At 71.1% G+C, this 12,982-nt stretch carries 13 protein-coding genes; 9 read left to right on the forward strand and 4 right to left on the reverse strand.

Features of this window, described 5'->3' with window-relative positions:
- Positions 1 to 256 precede the first annotated feature (256 nt).
- From ssd to ACFYYW_RS24280, 4 genes are all read left to right on the forward strand, one after another.
- Positions 257 to 1,297 carry a septum site-determining protein Ssd gene (ssd, locus tag ACFYYW_RS24265; protein WP_387651686.1) on the forward strand — a complete coding sequence of 347 codons (1,041 nt, stop codon included), beginning with the start codon at positions 257 to 259 and terminating at the stop codon, positions 1,295 to 1,297.
- A complete protein-coding gene (locus ACFYYW_RS24270; RefSeq protein ID WP_387651689.1) occupies positions 1,294 to 2,457 on the forward strand; it encodes a TadA family conjugal transfer-associated ATPase in 1,164 nt (387 codons plus the stop codon). Before ssd ends, ACFYYW_RS24270 begins: the two co-directional genes overlap by 4 nt.
- 13 nt (positions 2,458 to 2,470) lie before the next feature.
- A complete protein-coding gene (locus ACFYYW_RS24275; RefSeq protein ID WP_387651692.1) occupies positions 2,471 to 3,184 on the forward strand; it encodes a type II secretion system F family protein in 714 nt (237 codons plus the stop codon).
- Between the two features lie 400 nt (positions 3,185 to 3,584).
- The gene (locus tag ACFYYW_RS24280; protein WP_387651694.1) at positions 3,585 to 4,082 is read left to right on the forward strand and encodes a type II secretion system F family protein; all 498 of its coding nucleotides are present in this window, start codon (positions 3,585 to 3,587) and stop codon (positions 4,080 to 4,082) included.
- 197 nt (positions 4,083 to 4,279) lie between these two features.
- Here ACFYYW_RS24280 and ACFYYW_RS24285 read toward each other — a convergent pair whose 3' ends face one another.
- The gene (locus ACFYYW_RS24285) at positions 4,280 to 4,402 is read right to left on the reverse strand and encodes a hypothetical protein (RefSeq protein WP_387651697.1); all 123 of its coding nucleotides are present in this window, start codon (positions 4,400 to 4,402) and stop codon (positions 4,280 to 4,282) included.
- 91 nt (positions 4,403 to 4,493) lie between these two features.
- Between ACFYYW_RS24285 and ACFYYW_RS24290 the strand changes: the two genes are divergently transcribed.
- From ACFYYW_RS24290 to ACFYYW_RS24300, 3 genes are all read left to right on the forward strand, one after another.
- Positions 4,494 to 4,631, forward strand: a complete 138-nt coding sequence (locus ACFYYW_RS24290; RefSeq protein WP_387651699.1) for a DUF4244 domain-containing protein — start codon at positions 4,494 to 4,496, stop codon at positions 4,629 to 4,631.
- A complete protein-coding gene (locus ACFYYW_RS24295; protein ID WP_387651702.1) occupies positions 4,628 to 5,008 on the forward strand; it encodes a TadE family type IV pilus minor pilin in 381 nt (126 codons plus the stop codon). Before ACFYYW_RS24290 ends, ACFYYW_RS24295 begins: the two co-directional genes overlap by 4 nt.
- Positions 5,009 to 5,236: 228 nt before the next feature.
- Positions 5,237 to 5,599: an Rv3654c family TadE-like protein gene (locus tag ACFYYW_RS24300; RefSeq protein ID WP_387651704.1), complete on the forward strand. Its 363-nt coding sequence runs from the start codon at positions 5,237 to 5,239 to the stop codon at positions 5,597 to 5,599.
- Positions 5,600 to 5,772: 173 nt separating this feature from the next.
- On the opposite strand, the gene ACFYYW_RS24305 is transcribed toward ACFYYW_RS24300, so the two are convergent.
- Both ACFYYW_RS24305 and ACFYYW_RS24310 read right to left on the reverse strand, forming a co-directional pair.
- Positions 5,773 to 6,636, reverse strand: a complete 864-nt coding sequence (locus ACFYYW_RS24305; protein ID WP_387651707.1) for an NAD(P)H-binding protein — start codon at positions 6,634 to 6,636, stop codon at positions 5,773 to 5,775.
- Positions 6,623 to 6,991, reverse strand: coding sequence for a VOC family protein (locus ACFYYW_RS24310; RefSeq protein WP_352319135.1), 369 nt, complete (start codon positions 6,989 to 6,991; stop codon positions 6,623 to 6,625). Before ACFYYW_RS24310 ends, ACFYYW_RS24305 begins: the two co-directional genes overlap by 14 nt.
- 64 nt (positions 6,992 to 7,055) lie before the next feature.
- Between ACFYYW_RS24310 and ACFYYW_RS24315 the strand changes: the two genes are divergently transcribed.
- The gene (locus ACFYYW_RS24315) at positions 7,056 to 7,514 is read left to right on the forward strand and encodes a MarR family winged helix-turn-helix transcriptional regulator (protein ID WP_387651709.1); all 459 of its coding nucleotides are present in this window, start codon (positions 7,056 to 7,058) and stop codon (positions 7,512 to 7,514) included.
- Between the two features lie 1,102 nt (positions 7,515 to 8,616).
- Positions 8,617 to 10,587, forward strand: a complete 1,971-nt coding sequence (locus tag ACFYYW_RS24320; RefSeq protein ID WP_387651711.1) for a hypothetical protein — start codon at positions 8,617 to 8,619, stop codon at positions 10,585 to 10,587.
- Here the strand turns inward: ACFYYW_RS24320 and ACFYYW_RS24325 are convergent.
- Positions 10,584 to 12,971 carry a DEAD/DEAH box helicase gene (locus ACFYYW_RS24325; RefSeq protein WP_387651714.1) on the reverse strand — a complete coding sequence of 796 codons (2,388 nt, stop codon included), beginning with the start codon at positions 12,969 to 12,971 and terminating at the stop codon, positions 10,584 to 10,586. The two genes, ACFYYW_RS24320 and ACFYYW_RS24325, sit on opposite strands and share 4 nt — an antisense overlap.
- Between the last annotated feature and the right edge of the window lie 11 nt (positions 12,972 to 12,982).

Raw genomic sequence — 12,982 nt, forward strand, 5'->3', positions numbered from 1 at the left:
TCCGGTGAAGTGATGAAAGCTTTCTTCTGAAACGGGACCGGCTCTACCCCCCCGGAGCCGGACCGATCAGGCGACCCCCGCTCTCCCCCCCGGCGGGGGTCGCCCTTTTTCCGCCCCAGGTCGTCTCGGGCTCACCGGTTGTCCACAGGCGGTACGTGCCTCGGCGCCGCCGTCCACAGAATCCCGTTCGCCCTCTCGCGACGTCCCTCCTCACCGGCAGGGTTGGCCTCCCACGCCCCCGCAAGAGGAGGACCCCGTGCACCGCCCCCTCGTCATCACCGAGGACCACGACCTCCTCGACGACCTGGTCCGCATCGCGGCCGCCGCCGGCGCCCAGCTCGACGTGGCCCAGTCCCCCGCAGGCGCGCGCCCCTACTGGAACCTCGCCCCCCTGGTCGCCGTCGGCCCCGACCAGGCCGACGCGCTCTCCGCCACCTCGCCGCCCGCCCGCGACCAGGTGCTCCTGGTGACCCGCGTCCCCGACGACCCCGACACCTGGCGAAAATGCGTGGCCGTGGGCGCCCAGGGCGTCGTCCGCCTGCCCGGCGACGAGCGCCACCTCGTGGAGCGCTTGGCCGACGCCATGGAGCCCGAACCCCGCTCCGGCGCGGTGACCTGCGTCGTCGGCGGCCACGGCGGGGCGGGCGCGAGCGTGGTCGCCGCCTGCCTGGCCCTGCGCGCCTCGGGCGACCGCCTCCGTACGCTGCTGGTCGACGCCGACCCGCTGGGCGGCGGCATCGACGCGCTGCTCGGCCACGAGGAGGCGGCGGGCGCCCGCTGGGGCGACCTCGTGGCCAGAGAGGGAAGGATCAGCTCCACCGCCCTGCGGGCGGCGCTCCCGTCGTTCGGCGACCTCGCGGTCCTGTCCTTCCACCGGGGCGCGGTGGCCGCGATCCCGTCCCAGGCCATGCGCTCGGTCCTGGAAGCGGGCCGGCGCGGCTTCGACCTGATCGTCGTCGACCTGCCACGCCATCTCGACCCGGCCGCCGTGGAAGCCCTCACCAGGGCGACCACGACCCTGACGGTCACCACGGCAGACCTGCGCGGCATCCTGTCCACCGTCCAGGTCCTGGGCGAGCTCCGCAAACACACCTCCGACGTGCGGGCCGTCCTGCGTCCCGGCGTCCTCGACGAGGAGACGGCCGCGGCGTCCCTCGGCATCCCCGTCGCCGCCAACCTGCCCGACCACCCGAGGCTCACCGCCACCCTCAACCGCGGCGAGCTGCCCGGGCTCGGCCCGCGCACGGTCCTCGGGGCCCTCTGCGCCGCCCTCCTCCGCGACCTGCTCCCGGCATGAGCGCCGCAGAGGAGGTCTCGCCGGAGCTCGTGGAGGCCGTCCGCGTCCGCCTGGCGCGCGCCGGTGTGGAGCCGACGGCGGCCCAGGTGGCCGTGGCGCTCCGGGCCGAACGCTCGGTCTACGGAGACGCCGAGATCCTGGCGGTGGCCCGCGCCCTGTGCGCCGACCTGATCGGCGCCGGCCCGCTGGAGCCGCTCCTGGCCCGCCCCGACGTCACCGACGTACTGGTCAACGGCCCACGCGAGGTGTGGATCGACGACGGCGGCGGCCTGCGCCGCACCTCCGTCACCTTCACCGACGACGGGGCGGTCCGCAGGCTGGCCCAGCGCCTCGCGGCCGCCGCCGGTCGCCGGCTCGACGACGCGTCCCCCTACGTCGACGCGCGGCTGGCCGGTGGCGTCCGGCTGCACGCCGTACTGCCGCCGATCGCGTCCGGTGGCACCTGCGTGTCGCTGCGTCTGCCGCCGCGCCGCACCTTCACCCTGTCCGACCTGGTGTCGGCCGGCACGATCGCCCCGGCGGCCGTCACGGTGCTGACGGCGATGGTCGACGCCCGGCTCGCCTTCCTCGTCACCGGAGGCACCGGCACGGGCAAGACCACGCTCCTGTCGGCCCTGCTGTCCCAGGCCGACCCGGCCGAACGGCTCCTGCTGGTGGAGGACTCCGCCGAGCTGCGCCCTCTGCACCCCCACGTGGTCCGTCTGGAGACGCGCCCGGCCAACCTCGAAGGAGCGGGCGGGGTGGGCCTGCGCGACCTGGTGCGCCAGGCGCTGCGCATGCGTCCCGACCGTCTCGTGGTGGGCGAGGTCAGGGGAGCGGAGGTCGTCGACCTGCTCGCCGCCCTGAACACCGGCCACGAGGGCGGCTGCGGCACCCTGCACGCCAACGCCGCGGCCGACGTGCCGCCCCGCCTGGAAGCCCTCGGCTGCGCGGCTGGTCTGACCAGGGAGGCCGTGCACAGCCAGCTGGCCGCGGCCCTCGACGTGGTCGTCCACCTGACCCGCACCCGCAGCGACGGCCGAAGGCGCGTCGCCGAGATCTGCCTGCTCTCCAGAACCCCGGCCGGCCTCGTCGAATCGGTCCCCGCCCTCACCTTCGCCGCGAACGGCTCCTCCCACACCGGCCCCGGCTACGAATCCCTGCTGCGCAGGACATCGTGAAGGCCTCCGGGCGATGACCGCCGCGCTCGTCTCGGCCCTGTCCACAGCCTGCGCCATCTGGTTGTGGACCGGCCCCGCCACGCCCGCCCGCCGCCTGCACGCGCTCCTGACCGCTCGCCATCGCCAGCTCCCATGGCAGCACCTGCTGCGGGCCACCCTCACCCGCCCCGGTCCCGCCCGCCGCGCCGACTCCTGGCGCCGGGCCTCCATAGAGCTGTGCCAGTCGCTCTCGGCCGAGCTCGCCGCGGGCCGCACCCCCGGCGAAGCCCTGACCCGGGCCATCACGACAGTCGACTTCCCCGACCCGCAAGCTCTGCGCCCCGCCCTGGCCGCCGCGCGAGACGGCGGCGACGTCTCCGCGGCCCTCACGGCGGCGGCGCCGGCTCAGGGCGGCGAGGGCCTCCGCCGGCTCGCGGCCTGCTGGGACGTCAGCCTCACCGTGGGCGCCGGCATGTCCGCCCTGGTCGAACGCGTCGGCGGCACGCTCCGCGCCGCCCAGACACACCGCCAGGACGTCGCCGCCCAACTGGCCGGCCCCCGCACGACGGCCCGGATGCTCGCGGGCCTGCCGGTCCTCGGTCTGCTCATGGCGGGAGCGCTCAACATGCATCCGCTGAGCTTCCTGTTCGGCACCTGGCCGGGCCTGCTCTGCCTCCTGTCCGGCACCGCCCTCGACGCCTGCGGCCTGTGGTGGACCCACCGCATGGCCACCAAGGCCCAACCCTGACCCACCACGCCTTCGGACACCTGTAGGCCAGTACTTCGGCGTGATCTGTAAGCCGGTACTCCGGCGAGGCGTCCTCATCTCTGCCAACCGAACCTCTGGATTTCGTCCGATGCTCCCTGTGTTGTCCGCCCTCTGCGCAGCCCTCGCGACCTGGTTGTGGTCAGCCCCATGCGTCCCGGCAGACCGCCTCAGCCGCCTCCTGCCCGCGCCCGGCCCGCCGTCGAGCCCCGCCACATCTCCGACGGACGTCCCCGCCCAGCCCGACTGGCTCGACAAGAAGGATCCCCACCACCGCCGCCCGAGCCGCAGAACCGTCACCACCGCCGCCGTCACCAGCGTGATCACCGCCCTCCTGGTCGGCGGCCTCCCAGGAATCGCGGTGGCCCTTCTGCTGACCCCGGTGACCGCCCTGATCCTGCACAGGAAGGAACCTCCGCGGTCCCGCCAGGAACGCGAGCAGATCACCGCCGATCTACCCTTCGCCGCCGACCTGATGACCGCCTGCCTTCTCGCCGGACAACCGGTGACCGCTGCCACCGACCTGGCCGCGACCACGATCGGCGGCCCCCTCGGTCAGCGTCTGGCATGGGTGGGCAGCCAACTCCGGTTGGGCGCCGACCCCGAGCCGACCTGGGCGACCCTGGCGAAGGACCCGGCCCTGAGCCAGCTGTCGAGAGCCATGAGCCGGGCCGCGCAGACCGGTGCCCCGCTGGCGGACGTCCTGACCCGGCTGGCCGACGACGCCCGAGACACTGCCAGAGCCGCCTCACTCGCCGCCGCCCGGACCGTGGGCGTGAAGGCGGTCGCCCCGCTGGGTCTGTGCTTCCTGCCGGCTTTCGTCCTCCTCGGCATCATCCCGGTGATCGCCGGCCTCGCTTCCACGATCGTCCTGCCGTGACGTCCCCCTTGGCGGCGGCCTTGTCCACAGTCTGGGGGCCGACGCGCCGACAATCCCCAGAACGCCATTCGGCCTGACGGCGGTTGTGCCTTCTCGGCGAACCTTGGACTCCCGCCGGACAAGACCCGGCTCCGACCACCTGGAGGCACGATGCAAGGTCCCGCCACCATGCCAGGCACCCACAGCCCCACTCCAGCTCACGCGTACGCCACCTCATCCTGGCCCACCGCCTGCACCGAGCCGGCCACCACCACGCCGCCCCCCGAAGCCGACGACTCCTCCGACGTCGAGACGGCAGCCACCCACGCTTCCTCGACCATCCCCGCACCTCCCAGCGGGCCCACCGGGCAGAGCTCACGCTGGTACCCCGGCAAGTGGATCACCTGCGCTGTCGCGAACCGAGAGCGCGGCATGTCCACAGCCGAATACGCAGTCGGCACCATCGCGGCCTGCGCCTTCGCCGCGCTCCTGTTCAAGGTGGTCAGCAGCCCGGAGGTGCAGGAGATGCTGAAATCCCTGATAGACCGAGCGCTCAAGATGACCGGATGACCCTCCCCCAGACGCGGAACGCCGCCACCAGGCAACGGTCGGCATCACGCGGCTCGGTGACGGCCGAGACCGCCGCCATGCTGCCCGCGCTCATGATCGTCCTGGCAGCCGCGCTCTGGGCCATACAAGCGGTGAACGTCCAACTGGAATGCGTGGACACAGCCCGAGCGGCAGTGCGCGCCGCAGCCCGAGGTGAGCCGCTGGACCAGGTCCGCGAACTCGCCCGCTCCGCCACCCGCCCAGACGCACACGTAGAGATCGCCCGCGACGCAGAATTCACCCACGTAGAGATCGCAGTAGATGTACGACCAGCTTGGGGCGCTTCGCTGCCGGCCGTCCGCGTGTCGGCCTCGGCGACAGCCGCCACAGAACCGTGACGTCACGCAGGTGCCTGCCGAAATGAGATCTGCCAGGAGGACATGAGCCCTCGTGTCCTCCTGGCAGCCGGGGGGCGAAATCTCCAACCCCTACGGCGTCTTCTACCCACAAGAAGAGACAACAACTCCGCGACGCGGCACGGAGATCGTCAGCGCGGGAGGTGCGGAAGCGTCTCAAAGCTCAGCGAATCGACGACCTTTCACCGATCAATCACTGTGAGGACAAGGATGATCAAGCACAGGGAACGAGGGTCGGCGACCTTATGGGGAGTGGCCCTCATGGGGCTCCTGATGGCGGTTGCCGGAGGGTTGGCCTCCGTGGGGGCGGTTCGTGTGGCCCGCCATCGGGTTGACAGCGCGGCCGATCTGAGCGCTCTGGCCGCGGCCAGAACGGCCATCGTCGACCCCGAGGGCGCTTGCGGCAGGGCGGCCGCGTTGGCCAGAAAGAACGGTGTCCGGCTGGCGGCTTGTGAGATCACAGGAGAGATCGCGGACGTCCGGACCTCGTTGTCGATCACCTTGCCGATCGCCGGAGCACACACCCTTACAGGCAGGTCTCGCGCGGGGCCGGTCACGATGTCACCTGGCTAGCAGCTGATCGCAGCGGCCGGTCGTCAGGCCGCCGTCCTGGGTCCTTGGGGGCGCGTGATCGATCCCGACACATGCATGCCTCGGGGCGTTGCGCGCGAGTCCGGCCACTGGCTGATCGGGAGACGGGGGCGGCGCGAGGCGAGATGCCAACGCGCCTGCGGCGGCTCCGGTGCTCACTCTGCCGTCAGTCCCTCGACCAGGCCGGTGGTCGGCCTGCCGAGGAGTCGCGAGAGATCGTCACCGACGCGAGCGAAAACTCCCGCGGCGATGGTCTCGTCGAGACGTGCCAAGAAGCCGGCCAGCTCGCCGTCCATCCCGGAGTTGATCAGTGCTACCCGCAGCTCTTCGGAAGTGACAGGGCGGTACGTGACCTCCCGCTTCAGGACGACCGACATCGCGTCGGCAATGTCGGCGTAGGTGAAGTTCGTGTCGCCGGAGAGGCTGTAAGTCACATTGTCGTGCCCAGCTGTGGTGACGACGACGGCCAACGCCTCAGCCAGGTCCTTCCGGCTGGCTGCGGCAACGACGGCGTCGCCGGTCGCCGCGGCGAGAACGCCGGTGAAGCGGGGGCCTGCCAGCGTCTGGATGTAGTTCTCGATGTACCAGGTGTTCCGCAGGATCGTGTACGTCACGCCGGACGCGGTGAGAGCGTCCTCTGTCGCTCTGTGGTCGGCGTTGATCTCGAACCGGTCGTCGTCGGCTCGAACTCCGCTGGTGTAGTAGAGGTGCCGGACGTTCGCGTTCTTCGCTGCCTCGATGACCGACTCGTGCTGAGCGAGACGGTTCGGGTCTCTGCCCGAGATCAACACGATGTCGGAGTGCCTGGCGACCAGCTCTGCGACGCCGGCTGAATCCGACAGGTCGACGGCGGCGGTGCTGAACCCGGCGGAGGCGAGTTCCCCCAGACGTGCCTGGTTCCGTCCGGCCGCGGTGATTGTTCCGGGGCTGGTTCCGCGAGCGACCAGCGCGTCAAGGAGGTGGCGGCCGAGTCCCCCGGTAGCTCCGAAGACCAGGGTGCTCGCCTCAGGCGCGGTCATGGAGGGTGATCTGGTAGCCGTCGGGGTCGGCGAAGGTGAAGGTGCGGCCGAAGGGGCCGTCGATCGGTGCGGAGACGATGGTGTGGCCGTCGGCGAGGAGAGCATCGTGGATGGCCTGGACGTCGGTGGCGTGCAGCCAGATCGCGGCACCGATGCCGGGCTGGGCAACGGAGCCGAGATCGGTGCCGGGAACGACTTCGCGGAGTGCGAAGGCGATCGGCTTCGTCTCGAAGACGACGGCGTGCGGAGGGCCGGCCTGCGAACGGACGAGGCCGAGGTACCGCTCGTAGAACGCCTGCGAAGCGTCGAGGTCGCGCGCTTGCAGCGAGATGAAGTCGGGGCCGGTGACGGGCATGAGGATGCTCCTTCAGCTCTATGTCAGTTTTCTGACACGCCTCAATGTATGTCAGAATACTGACATGAGTCAAAACGGGGCCGGCGTCGACCTGGACAAATCGCTGGGCTACCTGCTGAAAGAGGCTTCGAGCGCCCTGCGGGCAGCCATGGAGGAGGTGCTGCGGCCACTCGGGATGAGCGTGACGCACTACTCCTGCCTGGAGTTGCTGGCTCAACGGCCGGGCTTGTCGAACTCCGAGCTGGCGCGTGGCGCGTTCGTGACCCGGCAGTCGATGAACGTGCTGCTCCAGACCCTGGAGCGAGACGGCTACGTGACCAGGCCCGCGGAGGCGCCCGTGGGGAAGGCGCTTCCCGCGCGGCTCACGCCTCGCGGCCGACGGAGCCTGGAGAAGGCGAGCGCGGCGGTCCGGTCCGTCGAGGTCAGAATGCTGGCCGGCATGACCGAGGCCGAGCAGTCGGACGCGTTCCGGATTTTGCAGAGCATGATTCATTCGCTGCGCGATGGCGACGACGGGGCATAGCTGGTTTCTCGGTGCACGATTCGTCGCGTCGGGACAGTGGTGTGGCGGAGCGTGGAAGTCTGTGCGAGGGACCTCGAACTACTGGCCACCCTGTTCTGCGATGGGCTGATAATCGTTCGGCGGGCGAAATGAGTAAGGGCCTTATGGCGTGGGCTGCGGGCATCGATGGTGGCGTGCGAATCAGCGGGTGTGAGGTGCGAGGCGTGGCGGCTCGTGCGCTGGGGCTTTCCGCTTGAAGCGTGCGGAGTAAGGCGCGAGGCGTGCCGGGATGAGTCGACGGCGGCTTCGCCTGGAACCTGGCGGAGCAAGTTGAAGCCAGGGGGGCGGCGGGGGATCGGGCAACGTAGGGCGGTTGGCGGCCGAGGCGGCATGCGGTTCATCGACGGGAAGCTGGCGCGGCGTGCCGGCAGCGGTGTTCGTGTCGAGGTGAGAGGCGTCTTGGGGGCGTCCGGCCAGCGTGCGGTCGGCGGGGGGTGTCGCGTGAAACGCCACGGAGGGTTCGTGGGGCGTGTCCCTTGTGAAACGCCACGGGAGGTTCGTGGGGCGTTCTCGCGTGAAGCGTTGCAGGGAGGTTCGTGGGGGCGTTCTCGCGTGAAGCGCTGAGGAGGCTCGCTGGACGTTCCGGTGTGAAGCGCTGAGGGGGTGCGCGAGACGTTCCCGTGTGAAGCGTTGCGGGGAGGCCCGGGGCGTTTCGGTGTGAGGCGGGGCGCGGAGATTCTCGGGATTTGCTCTTAGGTGAGGTATTGCGCGAAAGTCTGGGGCCGAAGTTGTTTGATTGATGGAAGAGGCGCCTTTTCGGCTGGGGTTTATTGGTGTTTTTGGATCATCCCCATCAAACAGGCGATATTTCTGTGAGTTGCGGTGCAATGTCGCAATCGAGTCACGACTTCTTGGACGCGGTGTCCAAGAGTTCGCTACGTCGCATAAGGTTCCGCTTACCCTCGGTTCATGCCATCCACGGCGCGCCTCCAGAACGTCGCCAACAGGGCGAATTCAGGAGCGGTCGGTGACCGCATCGGCCGGGCGGACTGCACTTCCGGTCGTCGCGTGCACGCCCCCTGGACGGTCATGCGGCGCGAGGCTCTCTGTGGAGGGAATCGTCGTGACGGTGGTTGGCAGAGTGGTGGCCGCTGTGGCGGTCGTGGCGGGTTCGATCGTCCTGGGCGGGTCGGCGCAGGCGGCTGTGGTGACGCGGCAGGCCGAAGCCTCTGGGCAGATCACGTCGCCTTCCGACGGCCAGGTGGTCACAGGGTCGTCCGTGACGGTCTCTGCTCAGACCGGGTTGATGCAGCTCAAGATGGGTTTGTACGTCGAAGGCCCCGCCACCCCGAGCCAGAGGGTCGCCGGAGGCGGGGCGAACCAGACGATCTCCGGTACGTTCGACGCCGGCAGCGCGCCCAACGGCACCTTCACCGTGACGCTCAAAGGAGACATCACGGGCACCAGGTACGCCACCAGCACGTTCAAGCTGCGGCGACCTCCCGAGCCCCCGAGGAACGTGGACGCGCGTCTGGAGGGCGCCACCAAGGTCGAGGTGACCTGGAGCAAGGGCTCGGAGCCGGATCTCCAGTCCTATGAGGTCTCCACAAGTCAGTCCGGCGTCGTCGGCCGGCTGTCCGCGGACAACGCATGCTCCGGCTCCTCGTGCAAGGCCGCCCTCGCGGTGCCCGCCAAGGCGGCGGGGCGGCGGGTGGGCATCACGGTCAAGGCGTTCCGCGGCGACGGCGACGGTGGTTCGGTCGCGTCGGGCAAATCGGGTGTCGCGTACGTCACGGTTCCCGCGCCGGCCGCGTCCCAGCCCAAGAAGCAGACGACCAAGCAGCAGACGACCAAGCAGACGACGAAGACGGGCGGGAGGACGCGGGTCGATCCGCTGCCGACCCTCCCGGCCAAGAAGCACGTCAGGCCCACGACCGTACCCACCCGCAAGCCCACGACGACCCGCAGGCACACCTCCGCCCTGCCCGCAATGCCGGAAAGTCACCCGACCTCGACCGCGGACGACCCCAGCCGCGAGGAAGCGTCCGGGACGAACAAGCGCGCGGACGACGACACCGAAGCGGCTGCGATCCAGGCGGGCGGCGTCAGGGCAGAGTCGGACGAGTCGCCGACGGGGAACTTCGGGCAGTACGGGATGTACGTGACAGGAGGCCTGCTACTTCTCCTGCTCGCGGCGCACGCCGGTGCATGGGCTCGGCGGCGCGCGCTGGCCACCGGCGCCGGACGTGGCGGTGCGAGCGCCGCGGCTTCGGCCAGCCGTGCAGCCACATCAGCAGGAAGCAGGACGGTTCAGCCCAACCCCGACGAGGTTCCGCGAGCCAGGACAGCGTCCCGACGTCCTACCGTGGTGCTCGCCGTCGCCAGGACACGCATGCCGGAACCTCCCCAGCCGAACCCCTCGACGCCCCTGCCCGAGCCTGCGATCAGGCAAGGCGCCGGCGAAGACGAGAGGGCAGGGGATGCGCAGGGCCAGGCGCGTGAGACGCCGCAGCGTGCTCTCGAAGGGGCGGCCGCCGCACCTGGTCCGCTTCCCGAAAGCGCGGCCCCCAGGGCGGGAGAGGCTCAGGGGGCATACGACGTTCGGGGGTGGCGGGAGGCGGAGCCAAGGGGGGCTCGGATGTCGGGTGGGGCGTCGGGGCAGGTGCCGGTCGCTCTGCCGATCCATCTGAGCGTGCAGGACTTACGCGCGGCCCAGAAAGCACGGGAGACAGGCCGTCACGAGGCTCGGCCGAAAACGGGCCAGGAAACGGGCCAGGAAACGGGCCGGGAAACGGGCCGGGAAACGGCGAGGGAGGCAGGGCAGGATCCGCAGAATCCGCCGCGCATCGCGTTGCCCAGTTCGGCTGTCACGGACGTTCCCGAGCCCGCCACCGGCCCCGTCGTCCCACCCGCCACCCCCCTGGAGCAGCGTTGGGACGACTACCTGCCACCGTCGCCCAGGTGCATGGAGGACAGCGGTTTCTGGGAGCGTCCGCTGCCGGGCGCCGGCGACTTCTGGGCCTCCGACGATGACGATGACGATGACGACGAGCGGGCGTATGCGGGGCGCCGGCCGGAGAAGGGTGACAGTTAGGACAGGGGGCCGGGGGCGAGGAGGATGTCCAGGAGCTGGAGCGCGCCGCGTTTGTGCAGGGGCTCGTTGCCGTTGCCGCACTTCGGGGACTGGATGCAGGACGGGCACCCGCGCTCGCACTCGCAGGACGCGATCGCCTCACGCGTGGCCGTCAGCCAGTCGGTGGCCCGCGCGTAGCCGCGTTCGGCGAAGCCCGCGCCGCCTTCGTGGCCGTCGTACACGAAGACGGTGAGCAGGCCGGTGTCGGCGTGCAGTTCGGTGGAGACGCCCCCGATGTCCCATCGGTCGCAGGTGGCGAACAGGGGGAGCAGGCCGATCGAGGCGTGCTCGGCGGCGTGCGCGGCGCCGCCGAGGTCGATGTCCGCCGCCGCGAGCGGCGCGACCGCCGTGGCGGGCAGGGTCCACCAGACCGCGCGGGTGCGGAGGGTGCGGGGCGGCAGGTCGAGGGGTTCGTCGCCGAGCATCTCGCCTGACTGCAGGCGTCTTTTCAGGTACGAGACCACCTGCCTGGTCACCTCCACCTCGCCGAAGTGCAGCGTTCCCGGGCCGAGGGGGCGCGAGCGCTGGGTGGCGAGGATGGAGATGTCGGTGATGTCGCGGGCGAACGTGGAGTAGTCGGGATTGGCTGCCTCGACCAGGGCGACTCCGGCGTCCAGGTCGAGGGTCTCCACGAGGAAGGTCTCGCCCTGGTGGAGGTAGACCGCGCCGGTGTGGACCGTGGTGTGGGCGGACGGCTCGTCCACGCTGCCGAGCAGGCGGCCGGTCGACGACTCGACCACCTGGATCGGGGCGCCTCCGCCGCCTCTGATGTCGGCGAGGTCGGTGGCGCGTTCGCGGCGGGTCCAGAACCAGCCTGCGGGACGGCGTCTCAGGAGGTTCCGGGCGACCAGGTCTTCCAGGACGTCGGCGGTGGTGGCGCCGAAGACGGGCAGGTCGTCGTCCGTCAGCGGGATCTCGGCGGCGGCGGCGCACAGGTGGGGGCCCAGGACGTACGGGTTGTCCGGGTCCAGGACGATCGCCTCCACCGGCCGGCCGAACAAAGCCTGCGGGTGGTGGACGAGGTAGGTGTCCAGGGGGTCGTCCCTGGCGATGAGCACGGCGAGGGCGTCCTGGCCGTCGCGTCCGGCCCGGCCGGCCTGCTGCCAGAGGGAGGCGCGGGTGCCGGGCCAGCCGGCGATCAGCACGGCGTCCAGGCCCGAGACGTCCACGCCGAGTTCGAGGGCGTTCGTGGTGGCCAGGCCCATGAGGGTGCCGGCGCGCAGGGCCTTCTCCAGGAGGCGGCGGTCCTCGGCGAGGTAGCCGGCGCGGTAGGCGGCGACCTTGTCGGGGAGGGCGGCCAGGTCTTGGACGTCGTCGGGGATGGCCCAGGTGAGCGGGCTCGGCGGGGTGGAGTGGCGCGGGTCCTGGACGTCGGATGCGGCGCTTCCGGTGGGGGAAGCGGAGTCCTGAGGGGGCGAGGAGGAGGTGAGCGGCGGGGACTCGGCGCCGGGGGAGAAGCCCGGGGGCGTGGCTTCGGGTGTCGCGTGCGGGGGCCACGGCGTGGTTTCGGGCGTGGCGTGCGGGGGCCACGGCGCGGTTTCGGGCGTGGCGTGCGGGGGCCATGGCGCGGTTTCGGGCGTGGCGTGCGGGGGCCAGGGGGCGGTGACGGAGAAGGCGACGTCGGCCAGCTTGGCGCGGGCGGACAGGGCGACCGTCTCGGCGCCGCGTCGCGAACGTACGAACGCGAGCGTCCGTACGTTCGCCAGGACCAGGTCCGCGAGGAGGTCAGCGGCCTCCGCGGTGGCCGTGCGGCGCACAGGAGCCCCTCCCTCGCCCCGCAGGTCCGTCAGGGGCGGTTCCCAGAGCGCGATGGTCGTGGAACCCTTCGGAGAGGCGTCCGTGGTCACCTCGTCCATCTCAAGCCCCGTCAGCCTCATGGCGAACACGCCGGGCTCGCTCGCCGTGGCCGAGGCGAGCATGAACGTGGGGCGCGAGCCGTACCGGGCGCAGACGCGGCGCAGACGGCGCAGGATCTGGGCCACGTGCGAGCCGAAGACGCCGCGGTATCCATGGCACTCGTCCACGACCACCATGCGGAGGCGGCGGAAGAACGAGGACCACTGCGCGTGGCGGGGCAGCACGCCGCGGTGGAGCATGTCCGGATTGGTCAGGACGTAGTTGGCGTGCTGGCGGATCCACGTACGTTCCTCGAAGGGGGTGTCGCCGTCGAAGCAGGCGGCGCGCACCTGCGTGATGCGCAGTTCGCGCAGGCCGCGGAGCTGGTCGGCGGCCAGGGCCTTGGTCGGCGTCAGGTACAGGACGGTGCCGCCGTCGAGGCAGGAGGCGACCGCCGGCGTGAGGTACGCCAGGGACTTGCCCGAGGCCGTTCCGGTACTGATGATCACGTTTCGGCCAC

The organism is Nonomuraea sp. NPDC001831 (assembly GCF_042892035.1).
Classification (GTDB): Bacteria; Actinomycetota; Actinomycetes; order Streptosporangiales; family Streptosporangiaceae; genus Nonomuraea.